General features: G+C 52.8%; 24 protein-coding genes and 1 tRNA gene. 13 read left to right on the top strand and 12 right to left on the bottom strand.

Annotation, left to right across the window (positions count from 1 at the left end):
* Nucleotides 1–402: 402 nt before the first annotated feature.
* Entirely contained in the window at nucleotides 403–612 is a 210-nt protein-coding gene (locus ACKC9G_RS01975) for a cold-shock protein (protein ID WP_411403252.1), read from the bottom strand.
* A gap of 306 nt (nucleotides 613–918) precedes the next feature.
* Here ACKC9G_RS01975 and ACKC9G_RS01970 point away from each other — a divergent pair, with 306 nt between their 5' ends.
* Nucleotides 919–1,305 (top strand): DUF3461 family protein, encoded by a 387-nt coding sequence (locus tag ACKC9G_RS01970; protein WP_411403251.1) that lies wholly within the window; start codon nucleotides 919–921, stop codon nucleotides 1,303–1,305.
* Nucleotides 1,306–1,436: 131 nt separating this feature from the next.
* Nucleotides 1,437–1,512: transfer RNA gene (locus tag ACKC9G_RS01965), tRNA-Gly, on the top strand.
* Between the two features lie 224 nt (nucleotides 1,513–1,736).
* Here the strand turns inward: ACKC9G_RS01965 and ACKC9G_RS01960 are convergent.
* A complete protein-coding gene (locus tag ACKC9G_RS01960) occupies nucleotides 1,737–2,564 on the bottom strand; it encodes a pyruvate, water dikinase regulatory protein (protein ID WP_411403250.1) in 828 nt (275 codons plus the stop codon).
* Between the two features lie 378 nt (nucleotides 2,565–2,942).
* Between ACKC9G_RS01960 and ppsA the strand changes: the two genes are divergently transcribed.
* From ppsA to ACKC9G_RS01935, 5 genes are all read left to right on the top strand, one after another.
* Nucleotides 2,943–5,273, top strand: coding sequence for a phosphoenolpyruvate synthase (gene ppsA, locus ACKC9G_RS01955; RefSeq protein ID WP_411403301.1), 2,331 nt, complete (start codon nucleotides 2,943–2,945; stop codon nucleotides 5,271–5,273).
* A 301-nt stretch (nucleotides 5,274–5,574) separates the two neighbouring features.
* Nucleotides 5,575–6,303, top strand: coding sequence for a hypothetical protein (locus ACKC9G_RS01950; protein WP_411403249.1), 729 nt, complete (start codon nucleotides 5,575–5,577; stop codon nucleotides 6,301–6,303).
* Between the two features lie 193 nt (nucleotides 6,304–6,496).
* Entirely contained in the window at nucleotides 6,497–7,717 is a 1,221-nt protein-coding gene (locus ACKC9G_RS01945; RefSeq protein ID WP_411403248.1) for an O-succinylhomoserine sulfhydrylase, read from the top strand.
* Nucleotides 7,717–8,172, top strand: coding sequence for a flagellar basal body-associated protein FliL (gene fliL / locus ACKC9G_RS01940; RefSeq protein WP_411403247.1), 456 nt, complete (start codon nucleotides 7,717–7,719; stop codon nucleotides 8,170–8,172). Before ACKC9G_RS01945 ends, fliL begins: the two co-directional genes overlap by 1 nt.
* A gap of 27 nt (nucleotides 8,173–8,199) precedes the next feature.
* Complete coding sequence (locus tag ACKC9G_RS01935; protein WP_411403246.1) at nucleotides 8,200–10,926, top strand: GNAT family N-acetyltransferase; 2,727 nt, start codon at nucleotides 8,200–8,202, stop codon at nucleotides 10,924–10,926.
* A 7-nt stretch (nucleotides 10,927–10,933) separates the two neighbouring features.
* Here ACKC9G_RS01935 and ACKC9G_RS01930 read toward each other — a convergent pair whose 3' ends face one another.
* The 4 genes from ACKC9G_RS01930 to hemN all read right to left on the bottom strand — a co-directional run bounded on the left by ACKC9G_RS01930 (nucleotide 10,934) and on the right by hemN (nucleotide 14,479).
* The gene (locus ACKC9G_RS01930; RefSeq protein WP_411403245.1) at nucleotides 10,934–11,266 is read right to left on the bottom strand and encodes an ArsR/SmtB family transcription factor; all 333 of its coding nucleotides are present in this window, start codon (nucleotides 11,264–11,266) and stop codon (nucleotides 10,934–10,936) included.
* Nucleotides 11,267–11,521: 255 nt separating this feature from the next.
* Nucleotides 11,522–12,064, bottom strand: a complete 543-nt coding sequence (locus ACKC9G_RS01925) for an adenine phosphoribosyltransferase (protein WP_411403244.1) — start codon at nucleotides 12,062–12,064, stop codon at nucleotides 11,522–11,524.
* Between the two features lie 155 nt (nucleotides 12,065–12,219).
* A complete protein-coding gene (gene fnr, locus ACKC9G_RS01920; RefSeq protein WP_411403243.1) occupies nucleotides 12,220–12,996 on the bottom strand; it encodes a fumarate/nitrate reduction transcriptional regulator Fnr in 777 nt (258 codons plus the stop codon).
* Between the two features lie 79 nt (nucleotides 12,997–13,075).
* On the bottom strand, nucleotides 13,076–14,479 hold the full coding sequence (gene hemN / locus ACKC9G_RS01915; RefSeq protein ID WP_411403242.1) for an oxygen-independent coproporphyrinogen III oxidase: 1,404 nt from the start codon (nucleotides 14,477–14,479) through the stop codon (nucleotides 13,076–13,078).
* A 188-nt stretch (nucleotides 14,480–14,667) separates the two neighbouring features.
* Between hemN and ACKC9G_RS01910 the strand changes: the two genes are divergently transcribed.
* The 5 genes from ACKC9G_RS01910 (at nucleotide 14,668) to ACKC9G_RS01890 (ending at nucleotide 18,595) form a co-directional block, all read left to right on the top strand.
* Nucleotides 14,668–15,285 carry an alpha/beta fold hydrolase gene (locus ACKC9G_RS01910; protein ID WP_411403241.1) on the top strand — a complete coding sequence of 206 codons (618 nt, stop codon included), beginning with the start codon at nucleotides 14,668–14,670 and terminating at the stop codon, nucleotides 15,283–15,285.
* Nucleotides 15,286–15,335: 50 nt separating this feature from the next.
* Nucleotides 15,336–16,442 carry a 23S rRNA (cytidine(2498)-2'-O)-methyltransferase RlmM gene (rlmM, locus tag ACKC9G_RS01905; RefSeq protein WP_411403240.1) on the top strand — a complete coding sequence of 369 codons (1,107 nt, stop codon included), beginning with the start codon at nucleotides 15,336–15,338 and terminating at the stop codon, nucleotides 16,440–16,442.
* A gap of 132 nt (nucleotides 16,443–16,574) precedes the next feature.
* Complete coding sequence (gene tusA / locus ACKC9G_RS01900; protein ID WP_411403239.1) at nucleotides 16,575–16,814, top strand: sulfurtransferase TusA; 240 nt, start codon at nucleotides 16,575–16,577, stop codon at nucleotides 16,812–16,814.
* Nucleotides 16,815–16,862: 48 nt separating this feature from the next.
* The gene (locus ACKC9G_RS01895; RefSeq protein ID WP_411403238.1) at nucleotides 16,863–18,044 is read left to right on the top strand and encodes a ProQ/FINO family protein; all 1,182 of its coding nucleotides are present in this window, start codon (nucleotides 16,863–16,865) and stop codon (nucleotides 18,042–18,044) included.
* Nucleotides 18,041–18,595: a TIGR00730 family Rossman fold protein gene (locus ACKC9G_RS01890; RefSeq protein ID WP_411403237.1), complete on the top strand. Its 555-nt coding sequence runs from the start codon at nucleotides 18,041–18,043 to the stop codon at nucleotides 18,593–18,595. The genes ACKC9G_RS01895 and ACKC9G_RS01890 overlap by 4 nt, the downstream gene beginning before the upstream one ends.
* A gap of 104 nt (nucleotides 18,596–18,699) precedes the next feature.
* On the opposite strand, the gene ACKC9G_RS01885 is transcribed toward ACKC9G_RS01890, so the two are convergent.
* Both ACKC9G_RS01885 and ACKC9G_RS01880 read right to left on the bottom strand, forming a co-directional pair.
* Nucleotides 18,700–19,800: a DUF3080 family protein gene (locus tag ACKC9G_RS01885; protein ID WP_411403236.1), complete on the bottom strand. Its 1,101-nt coding sequence runs from the start codon at nucleotides 19,798–19,800 to the stop codon at nucleotides 18,700–18,702.
* A 52-nt stretch (nucleotides 19,801–19,852) separates the two neighbouring features.
* Entirely contained in the window at nucleotides 19,853–21,259 is a 1,407-nt protein-coding gene (locus tag ACKC9G_RS01880; RefSeq protein WP_411403235.1) for an MATE family efflux transporter, read from the bottom strand.
* A 458-nt stretch (nucleotides 21,260–21,717) separates the two neighbouring features.
* On the opposite strand from ACKC9G_RS01880, the gene ACKC9G_RS01875 reads away from it, so the two are divergent.
* Nucleotides 21,718–22,218: an elongation factor P hydroxylase gene (locus ACKC9G_RS01875; RefSeq protein WP_411403234.1), complete on the top strand. Its 501-nt coding sequence runs from the start codon at nucleotides 21,718–21,720 to the stop codon at nucleotides 22,216–22,218.
* 148 nt (nucleotides 22,219–22,366) lie between these two features.
* Here ACKC9G_RS01875 and ACKC9G_RS01870 read toward each other — a convergent pair whose 3' ends face one another.
* From ACKC9G_RS01870 to ACKC9G_RS01855, 4 genes are all read right to left on the bottom strand, one after another.
* Complete coding sequence (locus tag ACKC9G_RS01870; protein ID WP_411403233.1) at nucleotides 22,367–22,810, bottom strand: copper chaperone PCu(A)C; 444 nt, start codon at nucleotides 22,808–22,810, stop codon at nucleotides 22,367–22,369.
* Nucleotides 22,811–22,849: 39 nt separating this feature from the next.
* Nucleotides 22,850–23,503 (bottom strand): SCO family protein, encoded by a 654-nt coding sequence (locus ACKC9G_RS01865; RefSeq protein ID WP_411403232.1) that lies wholly within the window; start codon nucleotides 23,501–23,503, stop codon nucleotides 22,850–22,852.
* Nucleotides 23,504–23,693: 190 nt separating this feature from the next.
* A complete protein-coding gene (locus ACKC9G_RS01860; protein ID WP_411403231.1) occupies nucleotides 23,694–24,920 on the bottom strand; it encodes an FAD-dependent oxidoreductase in 1,227 nt (408 codons plus the stop codon).
* Between the two features lie 43 nt (nucleotides 24,921–24,963).
* Nucleotides 24,964–25,527: a hypothetical protein gene (locus ACKC9G_RS01855; protein ID WP_411403230.1), complete on the bottom strand. Its 564-nt coding sequence runs from the start codon at nucleotides 25,525–25,527 to the stop codon at nucleotides 24,964–24,966.
* Nucleotides 25,528–25,563 lie beyond the last annotated feature (36 nt).

Here is a 25,563-nt window from a genome sequence, read left to right as displayed (position 1 = left end):
CGGCTTGTGAACGTGACGGCGTAGACCGTCCATGAATGACATTAAAGATGGGTACAGGTTTAGCTTTTCAAAGGGCAGGGGGGCCTGGTCGAAGGCAGAAGCTGTGGGACAGTGAAGGAGGTGTCGATAAGAATTATCTGAAATAGATCCTATGACCTGGGTCAGAGAATGAATTGCTACTTTTGGATAGTCTTTATTTAAGAGAAAAAGATTTCGCCGGATGAAATTTTCTTATTGGCAATTATTAATTTAGTAAAGCGAGGAAGCATTTATATGAAGGAGACAAAGTAAGATATGTCGCAATAATATTTTTACGATGTCGTTCAGAAATAAGTTTGAAGCTTTAAGATATGTTTACTCACGGCAGATATAAAGATGGCGCCTTAAGGCGCCATCCGATAATCAGAGCACGTTCACATTAGAAGCCTGCAAACCTTTCTGGCTCTCAGCTAAGTCAAACGTGACTCGCTGGCCTTCTACAAGGGTCTTGCGGCCTTTCTGCTGAATGGCACTGAAGTGTACGAATACGTCGGGACCGGTGTCTTGGGCGATGAAACCAAATCCCTTGGTGTCATTAAACCATTTTACGGTGCCTTGGCGGGGATCAGACATAACCTCTCCTGTCAGATCAAAACAATTCCAATTTGAGATCAAGGCTTTCAGCAGATAAGGCAGATATCGTTATAGATTACCTAGCTGTCAGAAAACTCAAGCAAGACCGAGAATAGGTGAGAAATCTTCAAAGCACAATGGCCTTTGTAACCCTTTGAATTATCCCTTAGTGGAATACACTGCTATTTCTGCAGTGAAAGAAAAGATTTTTGCCTTTAATCTAAAAAAAATGTCATTTTCAATAAGTTTTTCTGGCTAAGACACGTTAAAATAAGACTAAAGTATTACTACTCTTGGAGGTTTAACATGAGCGAATTTCGTCATCTGACTGAGATGGGCGTTGAAGATGTCACTGATATTGAGCGCTATACCCTGCGCCTGGAAGGTGACGATGATGTCCTGAAAATCTACTTTAAGAAGGACAAAGGCGACTGGTTCTCCCGTTCCAAGAAGTTCAAGTTTAAGCGTTTCCAGAAAACGGTACGGGTTAATGAAGGCAATCAGCATTACCGCGAAGTGACTGAGATGAGCCCTTATCTGTTGAAGGCGGTCGAAGAGCTGGACCGGCTGGTTGCTCGTGATCAGCAGAAGATGAGCGAGAAAGAACGCCTGATGGCAGAGCTGGAACATCTGGACAAGGTGGTGAGCCGCAAAATCTCCGATATGCGCCGACTCATTGAGTCAATGGACTAAGCGAGAAGAGATTCAGCGAGTGTGACAGAAGGGGAGGGCATCATGTTCGCCCCTGTTTTTGAAAGGTTTTTACAACAATCAGGGGTTGCCATGGCCTTGGCCCCTGCGTAATATGCGTCCCATAACGGCCCGCGGGAATAGCTCAGTTGGTAGAGCACAACCTTGCCAAGGTTGGGGTCGCGAGTTCGAGTCTCGTTTCCCGCTCCATTCTTGCCGTTACCTTCCCCAAGTGATTTTTCTTTTTTCGGCCACTGAAGTCTTCCAGCACTTTTCTGCTTACTTTTATATTGTCCTTGCGACAGATCACGTTGCTCCATAGCAAAATCCTAAGGTTCTGCCCTCGCCGCTCCGGCGTTTAGCGGTTGTTTTCGCGTTTCCTGGGTACTTACTTACCGCCGTGGGCTTTATTTGGTAGAAAAATTACAACGATTTTAGCTTCCCAGGCGCTTAAGGCTCGCTGTTTCCATAATCCGTGTAGAGATCTCTTCGACAGAAAGCTTGGTTGTGTCGATGGTGGGAATGCGCTCTCGTGTGAAGAGTTGCTGAGCTTCACGTAGCTCAAAATCACACTGCTCAAACGTACTGTACTGACTGCCGGGGCGTCTTTCATGGCGAATATCAGCCAGCTGGTGCGGGTCGATAGTCAGTGCATAAAGTTTGTGCCGGTAGGGCTGCAATGCCTGAGGTAGCTGAAGTCTGCCGTGTTCGGGAAAGTCTTCTTCGGTGAGCGGATAGTTAGCCGCTTTTACACCAAATTGCAGTGCCAGATACAAACAGGTGGGTGTTTTGCCGCAGCGCGACACTCCGACCAGAATCAGGTCAGCATCTTTATAACCGTAGGACTTCAGTCCGTCATCTTGCTCCAGTGCAAAGTTCACCGCCTCAATGCGGGCCTTATAGCGTTTCTCTTCCTTAATACCGTGTGATTGTCCGATGTGATAGCTCGAGGGCGTACCAAGCTCCTGTTCAAGCGGGTTCAGGTAGGTCGAAAAGATATCGATGGTGAAAGCATTGGCCTGCATCAGCACTTCACGGATGCCCTTATCGACCAGAGTATCGAACACCAGCGGGCGCTCACCATCCGTGATTGCTTGTGCATTGATACGTTTTACTACGGTGGCTGCTTTTTCCAGAGTGTCGATGTAAGGCAGTGTCACTTGCTCAAACTCGATGGATTTGAACTGAGAGAGCAGGCTGTGGCCCAGAGCCTCTGCGGTGATACCTGTACCGTCAGAAATAAAGAAAGCGGTTCTTTTCATGACATTCAGCCCTCATTGTCCGTGTAAAGCGGCTCAAAAAGTTCGGGATATAGTTAATTAACCAAAAAACGTTTAAAACTGTGTTTACTCGTCTGTTTTTCTCGTAATTTGCTCAAATTTATAATTCAAGTTGCTGATAAATATAATAAAAATATATTGGTAAGACCGGTAGTTAAATTACATTGATGTAAAGCTATCTTAGGTTAAGTTTTTCTGATTATCATTAATTATCTGCTCGCAGGTGACACCGACTTACACCCACAAGGATAAGTCGGTTTTGCTTTTTCGAGCTGTGAATCCAGCTACAGCTGGGGAACGCTTAATCAAGAAAGGGGCTTCACCTTGGAAAACTACATTTTGTTTTTCGACAAGGTCGGTATGCAGGATGTGGAGCGTGTTGGTGGCAAAAACGCTTCACTGGGCGAGATGATCAGCAATCTGGCGAACGCAGGCGTTAGCGTTCCTAACGGCTTTGCGACCACCGCTTATGCGTATTGGGACTTTCTTGAATATGGCAATCTGGCTGAGCGTATCGCGACCCGTCTGGAAGCGCTGAATGTCGAAGATGTGCGAGCATTGATCGCAGCAGGTAAAGAAATTCGCCAGTGGGTGATGGAAGCGCCGTTCCAGCCTGCGCTGGAAGATGCCATTGATACTGCCTGGGCACAGCTGACTAAAGACAACGATGCACTGGCGGTTGCGGTGCGCTCTTCAGCGACTGCGGAAGATCTTCCGGATGCCTCTTTTGCGGGCCAGCAGGAAACCTTCCTGAATATCCGTGGCCTTGAGAACGTGAAGCATGCGATCAAAGAGGTCTTTGCTTCTCTTTATAACGACCGGGCCATTTCGTACCGCGTGCATCATGGCTTTGCTCACGGCGATGTCGCGCTTTCTGCCGGTATTCAAAAAATGGTACGCAGCGAAACCGGCTGCAGCGGCGTCATGTTCACTTTGGATACTGAGTCCGGATTTGATCAGGCCGTTTTTGTTACCGCCTCATACGGTCTCGGGGAAACGGTCGTGCAGGGTTCTGTGAATCCTGACGAGTTTTACGTCTACAAACCCAATCTGGCTGCAAATCGTCCGGCAGTGCTGCGTCGTACTCTGGGCTCCAAAGCAATCAAGATGATCTACGGTAGCGAGGGGGTGACTGGCCGCTCCGTCCTGACAGTCGATGTTGATGAACAAGAGCGTGCACGTTATTGCATCAGCGATGCAGAGGCAGAATCACTGGCACGCCAGGCTCTCATTATTGAAAAACATTACGGTCGCCCAATGGATATCGAATGGGCGAAGGATGGTGATGATGGCCAGCTTTATATTGTTCAGGCGCGTCCTGAGACGGTAAAAAGCCGTGCCAGCGCCCAGGTTCGTGAGCGCTTTCAGCTTAAAGCGCGTAGTGATGTCCTGGTCGAAGGCCGAAGCATCGGTCAGCGCATTGGTCAGGGACAGGTGCGTATTGTCGCGAGTCTGGAGGATATGCATTTGGTTCAACCGGGTGATGTGCTTGTGACAGACATGACGGATCCGGACTGGGAGCCCGTCATGAAGCGTTCCGCGGCGATCATTACCAATCGTGGTGGCCGAACCTGTCATGCTGCCATCATCGCCCGTGAGCTGGGTATTCCTGCGATCGTGGGCTGTGGTGATGCCACTGAAAAGCTGCACGCAGGGCAGAGCGTTACCGTTTCCTGTGCTGAGGGCGATACCGGCCGTGTTTATGCCGGATTGCTGGAGTTCGATCATACCGAGCTGAATATCCAGTCCATGCCTGAGTTGCCTTTCAAGGTCATGATGAATGTCGGTAACCCGGACCGCGCCTTTGACTTTGCTTCCCTTCCTCACGCAGGTGTTGGACTGGCGCGCCTTGAATTCATTATCAACCGCATGATTGGCGTTCATCCTAAAGCCTTGCTGGAATTTGACCAGCAGCCTCAGGATGTCAAAGCGGCGATTGAGCGGCGCATGACAGGGTATAGCTCGCCGGTGGATTTTTACGTCGATCGTCTGGTGGAAGGCATTGCGACGTTGGGCGCCGCCTTTGCTCCGCAAAAAGTCATCGTGCGTATGTCCGACTTCAAATCGAACGAATATGAGAACCTGATCGGCGGTCATCGCTACGAGCCAGGTGAGGAAAACCCCATGCTGGGTTTCCGCGGCGCATCACGTTATATCTCTGATAGCTTCCGCGAGTGTTTTGCGCTGGAGTGTCAGGCGATCAAGCGTGCTCGCGATACGATGGGGTTGACGAACATTGAGATCATGATTCCGTTTGTTCGCACGGTAAGTGAAGCGGCTCAGGTCATTGATTTGTTGGCGGAACACGGCCTCAAGCGTGGAGAAAATGGCCTGCGTATCATCATGATGTGTGAGCTGCCAGCGAACGCGCTGCTTGCTGATGAGTTCCTTGAGCATTTTGATGGCTTCTCGATTGGCTCCAACGACATGACACAGCTGACGCTTGGGCTGGATCGCGATTCCGGCATCATCGCGCACTTGTTTGATGAGCGAAATGAAGCGGTGAAGAAGCTACTGTCCATGGCAATTCAGGCGTGTCGTAAACAGGGTAAATACATCGGTATCTGTGGTCAGGGGCCTTCGGATCATCCGGATCTGGCGCGCTGGCTGATGGAGCAGGGGATTGAGTCTGTTTCACTGAACCCTGATTCTGTTGTCGATACCTGGCTTTATCTTGCAGAGCAAGGCTGAGTTTTACCGTTAAACCTTTTATTTTGCACAAGGCACCCGAAAGCCCTCAATAAAAACAAGATTGTGCATCCCTTCCAGGCAGCCCGCGGGCTGCCTTTTTTCCTTTCATAACGCTGTGTTTACAGTGGGCGTTCAAGGTAATTCCTGCAGAAGTGTTTCTAACGGGATAAAGTCCGTGACATCTCGAAGCGAGCCGTGTCGCTTTTCTTCAGAGCAATAGCGTAGCCTTTAAAATCGTCATCGGAGCCCGGAAATGGTTAGGGACGATGTCTATGTGAGCGGGGAAAGGAGAAGGTTATCCATGCAAAATTACTTACAAAAAGGGAGTCGTGACAGTCGTTTATCAGCATCCTGGATGCTAAGCCTGATGCTATCCCTTGGCATTGTCACTCCTGCCGTTTCGCAGGCTGCTGATATCACCGCCTTGCCTGATACTGCCGTCAGCGGCACCACCACTTCCGAAGCGATCAAAGTGACTCCGGAGAAAAATAAGCTGAAGGCTGAAGTGGTTGCCACCAAGCCTGAGGATTTGAAGAAGGAAGGGCTATATATCTCGACCGATAAGGGTCTTGAACCCCTCCCTGAGTATGACGGCTACACCTTTAATTACTCTGATCTTGGGACGATTCCCTGGCGTCATGTGAGCCAGCCTCTGGAGCTTGTGGCCAAGATTAAGGGCTTTAATCCCGACATCCTTTTCGTCTACACCCGCCCGCTGGATTTCTCGATTTCACGGGACCTGCAGTCTCCCCGTGTGACGGCGATCGATGCGGACAAATCCCTGTACCGTATTGCCTTTGGTGAGATTTCTCCGAATTCAATTCTTGTTATTGAGAGTGAGGGTAAAACCTTCGCCATGACACTTACCGATCCGAAGCAGGTCATCGTCAAAGAACTCTCTAACACTGCTGCAATTCCAATGACAGCGGCCAGTCATGCAACTGAAGCACTGAAAGCCTTTCCTGATGATCCGGACATCCTGCATTGGAAAAAGTACTGGGATGAGAAGATTCAACAGCAGGCTCAGTAGTCGGCTAAAGTACAATGACGCTACGGGCATCAGGCGGCTTTAGCTCGGCAGGTAATTGAAAACCCGAGGATTTGGGATTTTCTGGCGCGATAGGGTAAAGAGTGTTTATCAAGGCTCGTGAGCTTGCTATGGTTAGTGAATATCTGCGCTGGCAGTGGCCCGCAGAGCGGTTATTTCATGGAGTATGGTACGCATGTCTTCTCAGTCTTCCTTTGGCAGTCTCGATCCCCGTTTGCAGAATGATCTGACCGACGTCGAGATGGACACTCTTGCGGTGCGCGCAGGCCACATGCGCACCCCAGAGGCCGAGCATGCCGAAGCGATTTTCCCCACGTCCAGTTTTGTATTCAGCAGTGCTCAGGAAGCAGCAACGCGTTTTGCCTCTGCTGAAGGCAACATCTATTCCCGCTTCACCAACCCTACAGTTCGCGCGTTTGAACAGCGAATTGCAGCCCTTGAAGGCGCCGAGCGTGCGGTGGCAACGGCATCCGGCATGGCGGCCATTATGAGTCTGACCTGCGGCATGCTGGAGCAGGGCGATCATATCGTCTGCTCCCGCAGTGTTTTTGGCTCTACCATCAGTTTCTTTGATAAATATCTGGCGAAATTCGGCATCACCACAACTTATGTGGACCCCAAGGACTTCGCAGCATGGAAAGAAGCGGTTACCCCGACAACCAGGCTTTTCTTTATTGAGACGCCTTCCAACCCACTGGCAGAAATTGTGGATGTTCCGGCGCTGGCGGATATTGCCCACGCAGCGGGTGTGAAGCTGGTGGTTGATAACTGCTTTCTGACCCCTGCGCTACAGCAGCCACTGGCGATGGGCGCCGATATCATCATCCATTCGGCGACTAAGTACCTGGATGGTCAGGGGCGTTGTATTGGTGGCGTTGTGGTCGGCAATCATGATGACATGGAGAAGGTTTTTGCCTTCCTCAGAACAGCCGGTCCGTCCATGAGTCCCTTCAATGCCTGGGTTTTCCTGAAAGGGCTTGAGACGCTGAAACTGCGTATGGAAGCGCAAAGTGCCGCGGCTCTGGAGCTGGCGACCTGGCTTGAAGCGCATCCCAAGGTAAGTCGGGTGTATTACTCAGGTCTGGAAAGCCATCCGCAGCATGCGCTGGCACGTAAGCAGCAGAAAGCCTTCGGTGGCGTTCTGGCTTTTGAAGTGCAGGGCGGTCAGGCGCAAGCCTGGAAGGTCATTGATTCCACTCGTTTGATTTCCATTACCGGTAATCTGGGTGATACCCGTACCACCATTACCCATCCGGCGACGACGACTCACGGCAAAATGTCGGCTGAGGCACGCGCACAGGCGGGAATCGCTGATAGTCTGATTCGTATTTCAGTGGGGCTTGAAGCGCTTGATGACATCAAACGTGATATCAACCGCGGTCTGGAGCTGATCTGATGATGTCGCGGCCAGTAGTGCTTACGCTGGCCGTCATGCTGGCGGGTTGCGATGACAGCGGTCCGCCACAAAACAGCGATTTCGCTAAAATTCTGACCACTAATCAGCACACCACACCTTCAGGCAACAGCGACCCGTTGCCAGAAAACTTCCTGCAAATCCCCGAAACCACCATTAGTGTGCCCAACATGCCGCTGATGGAAATCTCCATTACCCTGCAAACACCCGACTACGCCAGTAAAAGCAACCTGTCGGATAACATGCCGCTGGTTCAGCATTACCTGACGGTGGCGCTGTCTCAGGTCGACATGAGTCAGGTGAAAGATCAGCAGGCACGTGAACTACTGCTGATGCAGGTCAGGGATTATGTGAATGACAGTCTCGCCAGTGATGGCGTTCGCGGTAATATCCAGCGAGTGCTGATTGATCATCTCTGGGTTGACCGGCAACGTTAAGCCTCTCTTCTGAGATAAGGAGTGATCATGAGCACTCGCTATCTGAAACGCTTTTTTAACCCCCGCAGTATCGCCGTCTTTGGCGCATCTTCTTCCCCCGACAGTCTTGGCGGCGTTGTCATTCGTAATCTGCAGGACAGCGGATACCAGGGTCATTTATATGCCGTTCATCGGGATGCCGAAGGGGATGTTTTTGGCGTGCCCTGTTATCAGGGAATTGCCACGCTGCCGGAAATGCCGGAGCTGGCGGTTATTTGCTCCGATGCGGAACGGGTACCTGAGCTGATTCGTAAGCTTGGCGCCAATGAAGTGCGGGCCGCCCTGGTGCTGAGCGGCGGTTATCTTGCTCAGGGTGAGGAAAGCCTGTCGCTACGAGAGGCCGTCAAGGAAGCGGCCCGTCCCTACGGGATTCGTATTATCGGGCCTGATTGCTTAGGTATTCTGGTACCGGCCAGTAACCTTAATGCCAGTTACAGTCACCTCAATGTTCATAAGGGCAAGATCGGTTATGTCGGTCAGTCGGGCATCATGGGAACGGCCATGATTGACTGGGCGAATGGTCAAGGCATCGGCTTTTCTCACTTTCTTACTATTGGCGATTCAGTGGATGTGGATCTGCCATCGGTGCTGGATTACCTCGCCGCTGACCCCTACACCAAAGCTATCGTTCTGCAGCTCAATCAGGTTACTCGCGCACGGCATTTTATTTCTGCCGTTCGTGCTGCCTCCCGCAACAAGCTGGTGTTGATACTCAAAAGTGGTTTTCTGCATCGAAATACGCTGGATGCCCAGAGTACAACCGCTAATGTGGATGAGGATGCCGTTTACGATGCGGTACTGAGACGGGCGGGTGTGCTGCGTGTCACCACTTCCGATGAGGTCTTTAATGCGCTGGAAACGTTGAGCCGCAGTAAGCCTCTGAGAGGGGAGCGCCTGGCGATTCTGTGTAATGGCATGGGGCCAAATGCACTGGCGGTGGATGCCTTGCACCAGTCCGGCGGCACACTCGCTGAGCTGTCAGAGGAGAGTATTAACCAGCTGGCCGGGATTCTCCCGCCGTTCTGGAATCGCTCCAATCCCATTGATCTGAATTCACCGGCAACCCCGGAGCGTTTTGCCCATGCCATAGAAATTCTCGCACGGGACAAAGGAGTGGACGCCATTCTGGTGATTCATGCGCCAACACGGATGGCACCCAGTATTGATACAGCAGAAGCCATTTTGCGTATTTCGCCCAAGGTTACCGCCAGTCTGCTGACCAGTTTTATGGGCCGAGCCAGTGCCATAGCTGCACGAAACCTGGTCAGTGCTTCCGGTATTCCTACCTATATCACCCCTGAAAAGGCCATCGAAGGCTTTATGCATCTGGTGCACTATCGCCGAAATCAGGAAGCGACACGGCAGACACCGCCGAACTGGATTCCACAAGAGCAGTCCCTGTATCGGATGCGAGCGAAGGCGCTCGTTGAAGAAGCTCAATCTCAAGGCAGAGATTTTCTCTTTCATGCAGAAGTGATGGAGCTTCTGAACCACTACGGTATTTCCACTGCGATCTGTCGCTATGCAAACGATCCTGCAGGAGTGATCGCCGAAGCGCAGAAATTCCCAGGGACCGTTGCGGTAAAAGTCCTGCATCAGCAAAACCGCTATCCCTTCGCTTATGACCGCCTGACCACCAAACGCTGGCAGGACATGGCGCTGGATCTGGCGGGTGAGGAGGAAATGGAGCGCAAGGTTATGTCGCTAAATTACCGGGCGGCTGAACGTTACGACGATGACCAGCGTGATGGTTTCCTGATTCAGGAGATGAAGCGCGGTTTCCAGTCCATGCAAATGCATGTCGGCATTACCCAGCATCCGGTGTTTGGCCCGTTAATCCTGTTTGGCGTCGGTGGTTATACCGTCGATGTGCTGGGGGACCGTCAGTTGGGTATTCCTCCGCTCAATCTGACCCTCGCCCGGCTCATGATTCAGCAAAGCCGGGTGGCGCGTATCATCGCCGAGAACAGTTATCAGGTGGAGGAGGATATCGAGCAGATTGCCCGGCTACTGGTCAAGCTGGCGCAGCTGGCGGTGGATCTGCCGCAGGTATCGGGCCTTGAGATTAACCCGTTACTGCTGAACAAGCAGGGACTGTTGGCCGTTGATGCATCGGTCTCACTCGGTGATGCCGTATCGCCCTGTATTCTGCCGTATCCGGAAGAGCTGCGAGAGTGGATCACACTCAAGCGCAGTGGCACTGAGGTGGAGCTTCGGCCTATTCGTGGTGAGGATGAGCCCGCGCACCTGCTTTTCTACAAACAGCTCAGCCCTGAGACTGTGAGGTTGCGTTACTTCTATAGTCGGGCAGTCCCTGAGCATCAGGAGCTGGCCAACTGGGCTCAAATTGATTACGACCGTGAAATGGCCTTTATCGCGACCCGTCAGGGAAATGATGGCCAGCCTGAAACGCTCGGTGTTGTCCGTGCGATCACCGATGCCGATAACGTTTCAGCGGAGTTCTCTATCGTGATTCGTGACGATATGCAGGGTGAAGGTCTGGGGCGGATGATGATGCAAAAAGTTATCAACTATTGTCGGGAGCGCGGCACCCTGCAGCTGGAGGGCGCGACCTTGCCATCTAACTCCGGTATGCAAAAACTCGCCAGCGCACTGGGGTTCACCAATAAGTACAACGCCGATGAAGAAGTGGTGGAAATGCGGTTGCCGCTGAATGAGCCCAAGGAGGACTGGCAGTTTCACCGACTGTCGTGATCATCCCTCAGGAAGGCAGAACCTCCGCCAGTGTCGCCAGCAGTTGCGCCGGAGCGATGCCACTTAATGAGTAGAAAATGGTTTGGCCATCCCGTCTTGTAGCCACCAGCCCTTCATGTCGCAGTACGGCGAGATGCTGAGACAACGACGACTGGCTGATATCAATCTCGGTATTCAGCTCGGTAACCGAAAGCTCACGCCCCAGCAGTTTGAAGAGAATCAGCAACCGGCTTTTATTGGCGATGGCTTTAAGCAGACGTGCGCCTGCCTCACTGACCTGATGCAGATCTTCCGGCGGGTGCTGCAGTAGCGCAGACGATGCATTCTCAGTAGGGCTCACAACTTGTCCTCTGTAGACAGTGGGCAATCGTCATTAGGTCTTCGCACCACAGGATGCGATGGGCTTGGTATTGGTGCAGGCAAGGCTGCTGAGCTGTTGCTCACCCTTCATGCTAGAAAATATCCGAAGGGGACTCAACGAAGACTGCGGAAAAGGCAAGATTGATTGATCCTGATCAAGTTGCAGTAACTCGTTGGCAATAAAAAAGGCATTACCCATGGGCAATGCCTTTTTCTGTACAGGTATCGTGTTCGCTTAGTAGGCGACCAGCGAGAATACCGGCAGGTCTGCATCACGCAGTTTTTGCGAGCCGCCAAGTTCGGGCAAGTCAATGATGCTGGCTACTTCGGTGACTTTACCGCCGAGGCGATGAATCAGGCTGCAGGCGGCCATCAGCGTACCGCCAGTTGCGATCAGATCATCAAACAGCAGTACGCGAGCGCCTTCACTGCAGGCATCGGTCTGTAGCTCCAATGTGGCAGAGCCGTACTCAAGATCATAAGACTCGCTGATGGTTTCGCCGGGCAGTTTGCCTTTTTTGCGAACCAGAATCAGCGGCTTGTTAAGCTGGTGGGCCAGAATCGCGCTGATCAGAAAACCGCGCGCATCAATACTGGCAATGTGGGTGATATCAGAGCTGATATAACGCTCGATAAAACCATCCGCCACTTTGCGAAGGGCTTTGGGGTCCGCGAAAATCGGGGTGATATCACGGAAGGTAACACCGGGCTCAGGCCAGTCAGGCAGGGCACGAATTACTGATTTTACATATTCAACGTCAAAGGCCATTGAGAGCATCCTTGGACTGGTGAGCGGGTGGGGCTTCAACGTTAAAGTTTGATCACAGCCACGGCAGCTTCTCAAACCTTCGCTTCGGCAAAGCTCACAGACTACCGCAATTTCTTGTGTGGGCGAAGAGGGCGACCCATGGAAGGATCGCCCGAAGGGCAGGATTAACCGTTTGCCACGTTGATCAAATGGGCTTCTGCGTGCTCGCATTCGCCAGCAATCCGATACAGTTCGGACGTGTTGATCACACGAATGTCCTTGCCATCCACCTCAATCACTTCCTGTTTTTGCAGGCGTGTGAAAATGCGGCTGACCGTTTCAACGGCCAATCCCAGATAGTTACCGATTTCATTACGCGACATCGGCAGGCGGAAATGGGTGGGAGAAAAACCGCGCAGCTTGAAGCGTTGTGACAGTCTCACCAGGAAAGTACCAATCCGTTCATCCGCGCTCTTTTTGCTGAGTAGCAGCATCATCTGCTGCTCATCCCGGATCTCTTTACTCATGGTGCGCAGCAGGTTTTTGCGAAGTTCTGGCAGCTGACCGGAGAGGGAATCCAGCTTTTCAAACGGGATCTCGCAGACGGTGGTTGTTTCCAGCACCTTGGCCGAGACAGGGTAGGCACTTTCATGAATACCACTCAGACCAATCAGCTCACTTGGCATATAGAAGCCGGTAATCTGCTCCTCGCCTTCGTCAGTAACGGTATAGGTTTTAATGGCACCGGCGCGTACGGCATAGACAGAGCTGAAATCTTCACCCTGTCGGAACAAATGGTCACCTTTCTTTAAAGGGCGACTTTTATCGATGATGCCATCCAGGCGTTCCATATCGGTGAAGCTGAGCGAAAGGGGGAGGCATAAAGAATTCAGGCTGCAATGTTGGCAATGCGCCTGACGAATATTGCGAATGATCGGCTCCATGGTGCTGCGTTCAGCCATGATCGTATTCCTTGCACTGGGTCCATCAAATGGCAAATGTATCGGTGTTAGCTCGGGTGTCTTGCCGCGACCACTGCTGTCAAACAATGCGGGAAAACCGTTGCTCTGTCTGGGGTTGCCGATAAATATCAAACAACATACAAAGCGAGCGTATTAGTAAACGCCCCCGAGGCAGGATATACAAGCCATCGTCCGTAAGATTAATCAGACCATCGTCTGAGAATGGTTTCATCAAACTGAGTTCATGGGCGAACTCGGTGTGAAAGTGGATCTTCCATTGCTCAGAAAATGTGCTGAAGTCGAGTTGGAAATGACAGATCAACTGGTTGATCAGCGCGCGGCGCATGATGTCATCATCACTCAGAATTATGCCCCGGGTAATTGCGTGACCTTTGCGATGGACTTTCTCGCTCCAGTCATCCACATCGTGGGCATTTTGCAAGTAGGTATCTCCTAGCTGGCCGATCGCAGAAGGGCCGCAGGCAATCAGGTCACAATTTCCATGGGTGGTATAGCCCTGAAAATTACGATGCAGCATCTCATCCTGTTGGGCACTGGTGAGGCTGTCATCTGGCAGAGCAAAGTGATCCATGCCGATGTAGTGATAACCTGCCTCCAGTAAGCGCTCGATACTCAGACCGAGGATGTCGAGTTTTTCTGCCGGGCTGGGGAGATCGCTATCATTAATATGGCGCTGGGGCCGAAAGCGATCGGGCAGGTGTGCATAGTTAAAGACGCAGATCCGGTCTGGACGAAGTCCGATAACGGTATTGAGGGTTTCCCCAAACAGCATGAGATTTTGCTTGGGCAGGCCGTAGATCAGGTCAAAGTTGATGGAACGAAACCCCAGCTCGCGAGCGGCGTTCAGTTGCTCATCAATAAGTGCTGTTGGCTGGATACGATTAACAGCCTGCTGAACGACAAGATTGGTATCCTGAACGCCAAAACTCAGACGGTTAAAACCAAGCTCCCGAAGTGTGCCCAGACGGGCAATATCGACACTGCGCGGATCAATCTCAATGGAGAAGTCTGCGTCGGCAGAAGTGCTGAGGTTGAAGTTCTTGCGCAGGAACACCATCACTTCCGCGATTTCAGCATCGTTCAGAAACGTCGGCGTACCGCCACCAAAGTGCAGCTGTTCCACCGTGCGGCCTTTGGCGAAATGCTCAGCATAGTAAGAAAGCTCCTGAAACAGAGTGTCCAGAAAGGGTCTTACACGCTGATGCTGACGTGTGATGATTTTGTTGCAGGCGCAGTAATAGCAGATGCTGCTGCAAAAAGGCACGTGCAGATACAGCGACAAGGGTTTAGACCGGTCGCTGCGCTGCTCGGCCAGTCCGAGTAGACTGCCGGCATTTTGAGGTTTGAAATCTGCCGCAGTGGGGTACGAGGTATACCTTGGTCCGGCGCGATCATAGCGTTTTATCAGTTCAGGCTCCCAAAGGGGGGCAGCCTGAAGCTGTTCATTAAGGGCGTAGCTCACAGTTTGGCTCCTGATGTTGCTCTACAACAAAAATTATAAGGAGCCATACTTCGTGCCAGATGACCTGGATCAACTTCCGGTGAGATTGGCTTGAAAAAGTGAGGTCTTCACCTCGGGCGTAGGTGCTTTTAACGTATCGGAGTGATCACGTTGGTTGACAGTAGAGCCATCGCAGTAAGGACTCAGGAATGAAGGTTAAACAGGTTATTGTCCTGCATGGCGCAGGCGCGGGCCATGGCAGTGATTTTTTGCAGCAGATTGCTTCGCTGTGGCAGCAAGCGTCTGTGCAGGGCGAACAAGGTGGTTTCAGCTACGAGGCCCACGATTTCCCCTATATGAAACGGATGCAGGCTGAAGGGCGTCGGCTACCGCCGGATCGCTTCGACAAGCTACTTATTGATGTGAGCGAGCGACTGGATGAGCTTGAACAGAACTCCGTGCTTTTAGTGGGCAAATCAATGGGCGGGCGCGTTGCTGCCGCATTACGGTCTCATCCGGCAGTCTGTGCAGCGGTGGCATTAGGCTATCCGTTCCATCCCATTGGCAAGCCGGAGAAACTGCGGCTTGAGCCGTTGGAGTCCATGGCGGCGCCACTGTTGATTGTGCAGGGAACGCGTGACAAGTTTGGCACCCGGGAAGAACTGGCAGCGGCAGAGTGGGCGAAAGCTCTGGAAATTCAATGGTTGGAGGAAGCAGATCACGACTTCAACGTACCCAAGCGAACCGGATTGACTCAGGCCGCCATGATCGAAAAGGCGCACCAGCACTTACTGGCCTGGCTTGAGCGTCAGTCCGCCATCGCTTAAGGCGTCCTGAGCAGGTAAAATACCCCTTTTTTGCTGGCCCGAGAGAGACTATGCCCGAGCTGAACCACCTGCTGTTATTGTGTCGCGCCGGATTTGAACGTGAATGCGCCGTGGAAATCCAGGAACGGGCAGCAGCCGTCGGTATCTATGGTTACCCCAAGTTCAAAGGCGAAACCGGCTTTGTCACCTTTATCTGCCATGTCCCCGGCGATGCGTTGGCTCTGACCGAACGCGTAGCATGGGATGAACTGGTATTTGTGCGTCAGTGGGCCGCCTGCCTGCCTGTGCTGACGGACATTCCGAAACAGGACCGCGTGGGCTTTATCGCCGAACAGCTGGAAGGCTTTCCACTGTGTGGTGAGGTCTGGGTGGAAGCGGCAGATAGTGAGCAGGGTTCTGCACTACAGGGGTTGTGTCGCAAGATCGTACCGCCATTATCCAGCGCTCTGCGTAAGCAGGGTGTTCTCAGCAATAAGCGTAACCAGCGTTTGCCGCGCCTTTATATCGGCTGGATGGATGAGCGCCAGTTATATATCGGTTATGTCTTGCCACGTCATGCTTCACCCTGGCCGCAAGGTATCCTGCGTCTTAAGTTTCCTCCTGCTGCACCCAGCCGTTCCACGCTCAAGCTGGAAGAAGCCTGGCGGTTTTTTATCCCCGAAGAGGCCTGGCCGAAGGTGCTGGAACCCGGCATGAAAGCCGTGGATCTGGGCGCTTGCCCCGGTGGTTGGACCTGGCAGCTGGTGAATCGCTACATGAAAGTGGTTTCCGTTGATAATGGCCCAATGGATGATGCCCTGATGAAGTCTGGGCAGGTGACCCATGCGGTGACGGATGGCTTTACCTATACACCGCAAAGTCCAGTGGACTGGATGGTGTGCGACATCGCCGATAAACCGGGGCGTGTCATTGACCTGATGATCAAGTGGATTGTGCGTGGCTGGTGCCGCTTCACGGTATTTAACCTGAAGTTACCCATGCATAAGCGCTATGAGAGCTATATCCAGTGTATTACCAAGCTGGATGAGGCCTGTAAGGAAGCCGGTATTCCGCTGCATCGCCAGGTGCGCCATCTCTATCATGACCGCGAAGAGATCACTGTGTTTGCTTGTCAGGAACAGGACTGGCAGTTGATGCTTGATCAGCTGGGAAGATAGGCTGGCAATACCGCTAAATCTGCTCTCAAAGATTGATTTCCTTGGGCATTTCTTGAAAACGCCGTCTATGATGGTCAAGACATTTGACCTTTGGCCGTCATAAACACCAGGTACAGGTACGTCGTGAGTACTATGAGCCAAGCGCTTGAACACAGTCATGAGCTGGACACCAAAGGCCTCAACTGTCCGGAGCCGGTCATGTTGATGCATAAGGCAGTTCGCAAGATGCAAAGTGGTGAGTTGATTCGCGTTGAAGCAACTGATCCCTCAACCACACGTGATATTCCCAAGTTCTGCGAGTTTCTGGGCCACGAACTGGTCAGTAAGGGCGAGCAGGATGAAGTGTACTGGTACCTGGTCAGAAAGGGTTAAGCCAGTTACCCGACGGGTATGAAGTCGAGTCTTATCAGGAGACATGCAATGGCGGGACAGCAATCAGCCCCGACTAGCCTTAATGAAGTCCTTACACGTCTTGAGCATCAATTTGATGAGCAGCAAGACCGTATGGTCGCTGAAACCGAAAAGCGTCAGGCACTGGAAGCCGAGCTTGCTTCTTTGCGTGAAGCATTGGCAGAGAAACAGCGTCTGCTCGACGATGCCCACGAAGCCCTGTCTCAGATGATTCAAAACAAGGGTGCCACCACCGTTTCTGAGGCGGGAGATCATCTCAGCGCAGATGATCTGATGGATCAGGCGATTGAGCAGAGCTTTTCCGAAGCTCAGCGTGCCAGTACTGAAACGCTGCCGTATCAGTGGTCCATGGTGGATGCCGAGAGCACCGAAACAGGTGAAGATGATCACAGTGTCTTGCCTGAATCCGGCGATTCTGAGCCCAACAACATTGACAGCGCCGGCCCAAGCGTCGATGCTCTGCCATTCGGCGTGACGGAGCAGACAGCGTTTGCTGATGAAGAGCCGGTCAATAATTCTGAAACAGAGCAGCTGCAAGATAACCTGCACTGGTCTGAACCGACGGATATCGAGCCTTCTGCGGAAACGCTGCAGAGTCCTGATGTTTATGATTCACCCTCTGATGATGAAGCACACTTCGAGCTGACCCCACCTCCTATGACAGATACGACCTCTACACCTGCACAGGCTGATCAAAACTCCGAGCAGGCCCAGAACAGCGATAACAAAAAAGCGCGTAACAAGCGCAAGAACCAGGCTGCTAATCGTGCTGCCGTCCAGTGGTTGATGGACGAGTTCCCTCTGACCTTCAGTCGCGAGAATCCTCGTCCGCTGAAGATCGGTATTCAGGAAAACCTGATGGAGCGCAAGCCTGATGCCGCCGGTAAAATCAAGCGTGGTCTGGCCAGCTATACCCGTTCACCTTACTACCTGAAATCCTTCAAGGCGGGCGTTGAGCGCGTTGATCTTGATGGTCAGGATGCCGGTGCCATTAGCGAGCAGGATGCGCAGTACGCCGCAGGTCAGTTCGAGAAGTACTACGGCAAAGCGCCAGCTCCTGCTGGCAAAAAAGCGCCTCGCAAAGAGAAAGAGCAGCGTCCGAAGCGCCCAAGTGCGGAAGAGCGTCAGGCCAAAGCTGATCAGCGCATGGAAAACAAACTTCACCAGCTGCTTGAGAAGCATCAGTCGTGAGTTTGACGCCCACGCGATGGCTTACCGTGTACTGTGCTTCACGCAGCGGTGTGTCGCCGGTTTTTGCCGAGCAGACACGGGTGCTCGCCGAAGCCATGGCATCCCGAGGCATTGGGTTGGTTTACGGTGGGTCTCGCAGTGGGTTAATGGGTATTCTCGCTAATACCTTGCTGGAAGCAGGCGGTGAAGTGCATGGCATCATGCCCCGCCTGTTGTTCTCCAAAGAAGTCAATCACGACAGCCTTACCCACTTCGAAGAAGTCGATGACATGACCGCTCGTAAGCGGCGCATGTTAGAACAGGGTGATGCCATTCTGGCGCTGCCCGGTGGTATTGGAACCCTCGAAGAGCTGTTTGAAGTCTGGTCCTGGCGCCAGTTGGGATTGCATGAAAAGCCCATTGGCCTGTTAAACGTGGATGGCTATTACGACTCGCTGCTGGAGTTCATTAATACCAGCCTGAATGCTGGCCTGATGAATGAACAAGCCGCCGGCCGTTGCTGGGTTGATACCTCGGCAGAGCATCTGCTTGACCGTTTACTGCCGCAATAGCCCGCCCTTCACTAACGTATTCAAACCTCTCTATTTTCTCCTGCCGTTATTTTTCCGCGCTGACATTCTGGTCAAGCGCTGTAATTCCTGCCATTTGGTGGCCTTTAGTTATTGCTTCCCGGCATCTGTTGGCATTCTTTTAGCAATCGCTGCCAGGCTGTGGTGTGAGCCTGTTGCGCTCTAAGGTAACGACCGTAATAGCCTTCGGACTCTGACCAGAGCCAGTTTTGCTGGTTATTCAACACAGGCGGAAGGGGAAGTTTTTCCTGCAGGGCGAGCCAGCGAGAGCGCCATTCCTGAACACCCTTATAGATAGCGGCAAGGTAAGGCTGAATACCTTTTTCAGGATCAGCGTAATAGCGAAAAAAGACATTCTGCATGATACGGCTGGTGGTGTTCGGCCCATCGGTGCAGACGGCCTGAGTGTCTAGCCGCTGATTGATAATGGCGGCGTTGCTTTCAAGATGCCTGGTCACCAGTCGCATACTGGCCAGCAGGCGTGCGCCTTCCTGCTGGTGGTGCAGTGTTGCCAGCGCCTCTTCCAGCTCAGCAGAGGTAATGCTGTGAGTGAATATTCCGGGCTTTGTAGCCTGACTGGCTTCATCCATTGCTCTGATTAGCGTATCCAGCGCCGCGAGCACCGGTGGGAAAGCCTGCAGTGGTTGCTCAAAGTCCAGAGGGTCAACGGCCAGGCTGAACTGATGCTCTACTTCCTCGCTGTTATAAACCAGATCAATCGCGCGCTCAGGCAGGTGTGCTCGCTTGATATTAAGGACGCGTTGAAGCTGCTGACGAAACTCTTGCTCAGCTTCATCCTGCTCATTCAGGGAGGGCAGGCAGTGACTGCCCTGATCAATAAAGCGAAGCTCATAGAGCAGGCGCTGAGAGAAGGGCGCGACTTTACCCAGAATCGAATTACGCTCAGCGATGAGCTCCAGCATGTTGCAACGCCGATAGGCAAGAACATCAATTACGCCTTCACGGATATCCGCTACCGGCTGAAGACGATGACGCCGCTCAGGATAAGCTGGCCAACTGGGAGGAGGGTGATCAATATCGTTCTCAGCCAGCTCACTTTGTAGTGGTCGACGAATTCGCGACTCAAAGTCATCGAAATAGTCATCAGCAGAGCCGCTACATCCACTCAGAGTGAGTAGTAGAGGGAAAAGGACGATCCGAGGAATCGGGCGTGACAAGAATCCCATGTGCCGTATCTCCAGCGCTCGGCGTCAGCTCCACCGTGGCAAGAGTGAAAAGTCAGTTCTGGAGTCTAGCGTCTTCCTTACGGATAGCCATGCTACTTACGTGGGTGAAGCGCCATGCCAGAAGCGTCGCCGCAACGGTCAGACCCATAAAGAGAGCCAGCCAGAAACCCGTCGCACCCAGTGGCGCAGCGGTCAGGGTATCGGTCATGGCGAGAGTCCAGCCAAGTGGCAGGCCAATGCACCAGTAGGCCAAACAGGTCAGCACCATGGGAATGCGGGTGTCCTTATAGGCGCGAAGAGCACCGGAGATGGAGACCTGTGTGGCGTCAGAAAACTGGAAGAGGGCGGCGATAATCATGAGATGGCTGGCAGCCGTGACGACTTCCAGATCATTGGAATAGAAATCGGCAATCTGGTGACCGCCAAACATCATCACGCTGAAATTGACCGCCGCGCAGCTCAGGGTCAGGATCAGCCCGGTCAAGGCGCGGTAGCGAGCCTCATGAGCGGAACCGCTGCCCAGTGACTGGCCAACGCGAATGGTAATGGCCATGGACACACTGAGCGGCAGCATAAAGGTGAGGGAGCTGAAGTTGAGTGTGACCTGATGCGATGCCACCACGGTTTCTCCCAGCGGCGTGAGCAGCAGGGCGATAATGGCAAACAGGCTCGACTCCATAAAAATGGCAATACCAATGGGGACGCCGAGCTTGAGTAGATCTTTGATCGGCTCAAACTTCGGGGCGGTCCAGTGACGTAGCAGTTCAAAATCCTTATAGCGCGGAGCAAGGGTGACGTAGGTTGCCAGCGTGATCAGCATAATCCACATCACAATGCCCGTCGCCCAGCCACAACCGGCACCGCCCATAGGCTCAATACCCAAGCCGCCGTAAATGAAGAGATAGTTCAGGGGAATATTACAAAGCAGACCTAAAATCGCGACGCACATGGCCGGACGGGTATTGCCTTTGCCTTCGCAGAAATAACGCAGGGTCTGGTAAAGCGCGATGGCCGGCATGCCCCAGGCAACACCATTCAGATAAATCTGCACCTGGCGCTGTAGGTCGGGGTTGCCGTCCATAAAATACACCAGTACCCGGTCAGCATGACTGAGCAGTAATCCGGCAATAGTACCCAGTGTCAGCGCCAGCCAGAGGGATTGGCGTACCATCGGGGCTATTTCTGACAGGCGGTTACCGCCAAAAAGATGGGCTACATTGGCGGTCGTCGCCATAAGCGTACCGATCAAAAAGAGAAAGACGGGTACCCAAAAGCTTGAACCAACGGCAACGGCTGCAAGGTCTTCAGCGCCAACCGCGCCAGCCATCAGTGTATCGACGGCGCCCATGCCGGTTTGAGCCAGCTGCCCCGCCAGAATCGGCAAGGTCAGAGCCGTTAATGCGCGCAGCTCCTGCCGACGATGAGCGGAAGGAAACACTGCTGAAGTCGTTAACGGCATAAACACGGCTCTCGCATGGATGGCAGGGGGCGCCGATTATAACCAATCTTGAGGCGTTATTTATCATCCACATGGAACATAATTCTAACTCGCTAATCAGTATTTTTAATGAGACCTCCATGGTCAGTGGGGGAACTTTACAGAGGGGCGAGGCTTACGAAGCCCTGTACTAACCCGTCGATAAGTTCAGCTTTTACTGGCTTCCCGTTGGTTTGGGATGAGCTTGCGTTATCAGTACGCTGGGTTCGATCTTCACCGCGACAATGTGAAGCTTTAACAAGGCAGGAATGCCAGAGCGCAAATGATCCTGCACTGACAATGACTGATGGTAAGATTGGGCAGCAGAAAGGGCTTACACCCACAGCAAGCAGTGGATTCACAGAAGCGTGTTTTGTCGGCTGTTTTTTGGATGCTTTTGAGTTTTTTTTTAGTTCGCGTTAGGAAATGAGTACATGAGTTTGTGCACCACCGATGATGAATACTGCCAGCATCTGATCAAAGCCTTTGCGCACATTCTCCCCGACTTAATCATACAAGGTGACGCAGAAGAGCCTTTCTACGAAGCGCCAACAGCCAGTACCCGCGCCGTTCTTTATTTCAGAAGCAACTATCCCCGAAGCCTGTTGCATGAAATGTCACACTACTGCCTAGCGGGTGATCGGCGCAGAGGTTTGGATGATTTTGGCTTCTGGTACGCCCCGTGCGGCAGAAGCGCTGAAGAACAGGAGCGTTTTGAGGTGGTTGAAGCAAGGCCCCAAGGCTTGGAAAAAGTCCTTTGCGAGATTGTGGGGCTTAAGTTTTCACCCAGCCTGGACGACTTTTCAGGGCGCCCGGCATCGGCAAGTTTTCTGCAAGCGTTGGAGCAGGCCTATCAGGAGATGCAGGTAAGCCCACCCCATACGGCTAATAAGGTGTTGTCGGGGTTAAAAAGTTATTGGAAAGCAAAAGGCAATGGCTGATCTGTGACGGGGTGCCGTTGACTGCCAATCCTTAGATTCATCCCCCACAAAAAATGCGCAGCCGCTGCTGTATTGCCTGTGCTGGTCTGAGCAACTCTGGCCAGTCGCTTAATTTCGATCTGGCCAGTGTCTGAGGAATGGGTGATGTTTAGTTCGCCATAATGGATTTGGCTTCTGCCTCAGTTTTGGCTTCCGAGTTATCACTAAAGTGCAGCGTCAGGCCAACTTTCTCACCGGCTTTTACCGGTGCTTCAAGGCCCATCATCATCAGGTGATAACCGCCGGGTTTGAGGGTGATGCTCTGGTGCGCTTCCAGTATGAAATTCTCCACTTTGCGCATCGCCATCATGCCGTCTTTCATCTCGTGGTTATGGACTTCATTCATCATCGAGATGGTGCTATCCACGCCAGTCAGAGTCACCGCCTGATCGCCGTTATTGGTCAGCGTCATAAAGCCCGCGGTGCTGGTAACACCGGGAGGCGTGGCGCGAACATAAGCATTGTCGATACTGACTTCTGCCATGGCCTGAGTGGCCGCCAGCAGCGTGGATGAGAAAAGTACCGAGGATGCGATCAGCGTTTTCAATGTCATGCAGAACTACCTTTACTCAAATATGGCGCGAACGAAGGCTTAACTTTTGGCGTCGATGTAGGGCTTAAGGCCCGCGGCGATTGCCTTCACATCACTGGAGTGGCCAATGGTGTTGACCAGACGGCCATCTTTATTGATCACAAAGAAGTAGGAGCTGTGGTCGATGCCGTAGCCAAGGGCGGAGTCTTTCATTTCGACCTTGCGGTAGTAGGCACCGTAAGCGCCAGCGACCTGATGCAGTTCATCCACCGTGCCCGTTACACCGACAAAGTTGGGATAAAAGAATTTGGCGTAGCCATCGAGGGTATCGAGCTTGTCGCGCTCAGGATCCACGCCGATAAAAATTCCCTGAACATTGGCTTGTTCTTCCTTGCTTAACGAGTGAATGGCATTCCCCAGTAAGGCCATTTCTGTCGGGCAAACATCTGGGCAGGAGGTGTAGCCAAAGTAGAGTACGACCACCTTGCCGCGATAATCCTCCAGTGACACCGGGCCATTCACGCTTTGTAAGGTGAAGTCGCCGCCCATGTGCGCAAAAGGACCACGAGGGGCGGTGCTTTGCACATAAGAGAGATAACTGATGACGCCGGTAACAGCCGTCAGGGCGCAGCCGAAAATAATCCAGAAGATATAGCGCTGGAAAAAGTTCAGCTCTTGGGGGGCTGTATTTGAGGAGGCTGGCTGTTCTGACATGGCGTGATCCCTGAGGGTGTAACAAGGGCAAGGCTCAAAATATTCGGCCAATAGCGTAGCGGCAAAAAGCGATCTTCGCCATGCGACAGGTTGTCGCACTCTTAACGCCGCAGCTTCTTCATAAACCGTTGGAAAAATAAAAAAAGGAGCCCAGGGGCTCCTTCGGATCAGTGGCTTGCTTCTCCTTTGCTCAGGGAGTCAGCCATTCATGACCCTTGAGCATCAGATTCCAGTACACCGGAGGCAAGACATTGGCTTTCAGGTGCCAGGCTAACCGCGAAGGCTCTTTGCCTTCCAGCAGCCAGGTGGGGAACGTCGGTTGCAGCTCGCCGCCATAGCCGAATTCTGCCAGTACCACTTTGCCACGCTCCACGGTAAGTGGACAGGCGCCATAACCCTGATATAGGCCCGGCATAACGCGGCCAGCCAGGTGAGAACACAGGTTGTCCGCGACGATGGGCGCCTGCGCGCGCGCCGCTGCCGCTGTCTTGGCATTGCTGGTGCCGATCACATCGCCGGCGCCAAAAATATTGGTGAAGCGGGTGTGTTGAAGTGTGTTGGGGTGGACATCAAGCCAGCCCGCTGCATTTGACAGAGTGCTGCTACGGATCACTTCCGGTGCGCGCTGTGGCGGAACTGCGTGGAGCATATCGAAGCTTTGGGTTTGCTCGGCAACTTCACCCTCAGCGCTGGTCACATTGAAGACGGCTTGCTGGTTGGGGCCGTCGACGCGGATCAATTGCTGATTGAAGCAAAGCTCAATGCCATAGCGCTCCACGTACTTCATCAGCGCCGGTACATAGGCTGCCACACCAAAGAGTGCGCCGCCGGCATTATGAAAGCTCACTTCCATGTCGGGTAGAACGTGGTTTTTAAGCCAGTGATCGCAGGACAGATACATGGCTTTTTGCGGTGCTCCAGCACATTTGATCGGCATGGGTGGCTGAGTAAAGAGTGCCTTGCCACGCTTAAGTGTCTGAACCAGATCCCAGGTATAAGGCGCGAGATCATAGCGATAATTGGAGGTCACCCCATAACTGCCCAGCGCCTCACTCAAACCGGGAATACCATCCCAGTCCAGCTCTAGCCCCGGTGCGATAACCAGCGCCCGGTATTCAAGGAAGGTATCGTTATCAAGACGAACACGGTTGTCGTCCGGTTCAAAGCGGGTAATGCGCTGTTTGATCCACTGCACTTTCTCCGGAATGAGCGGGCGCAGTGGACGAACGGTTTCATTTGCCGAAAACACGCCAGCACCGACCAGCGTCCAGCCGGGTTGATAGAAGTGGCTGTCGGCAGGATCAACGATGGCAATGTTCAGAGTCGACTGACGCTTCAGCAATCCCTGAGCAATGGACAACCCGGCTGCGCCGGCGCCCATGATGATGACATCGTAATGGCTATCCTTGTGTTGCATGGCAAGCGTCCTCCTTGAAAGGGGCTGAAAGACCGATCAGTAATCAGAGATAAACAAGGCAGTCGTTGAGTCGGTAAGCACGTGCAATAGGCTCAACCGTCTGGTTCCAGGGGCGATCCATCAAAACACACTGGCCAACATTGGTGGTTCTCGCCAGTACCTGAGTGATGTGACGCAGATGATCGTCGACGTAGAGATGCACGTTGCCCAAGTGACGAATATAGTCGGCTTTGTCTTCGGCGGGAGTGCAGACATGCACATCATCAACCGCCAAAGCGTAGCGTTCAAAGTAGGCGCGGGTATCCTCCACGGCATTGGGGTGCCAGCCACGGGCCGTCAGAGCGACGACGCTATAGCCTGCGCTTTTGCAGGCATCAATAAAGGGCTTGGCATCGGGTTCGGGAGTCACCTGATTAATAATGTCGTGCTCATTGAACACATCCATTACTTCCTCATGACTGAGTTCAAAGCGGGGGCGCAAGTCGTACTCGGACCATTCGCGCCAGTGAATATCACGGCCTGTCGCCAGCTTGAGGGCTTCATAGACCTTGTCGCGGGTCACGGTGAGGACATCGTCAATGTCGAGAACTATCACGGGCGCAGTCATCAGGGATATTCCATGCGGCAGTTGGCAGGGTGGTCA

The sequence above is a fragment of the Pokkaliibacter sp. CJK22405 genome (assembly GCF_046614695.1).
Classification (GTDB): domain Bacteria; phylum Pseudomonadota; class Gammaproteobacteria; order Pseudomonadales; family Balneatricaceae; genus Pokkaliibacter.
Note: the sequence above shows the minus strand (reverse complement) of the source record. Positions and strands in the feature narration are given on the sequence as shown.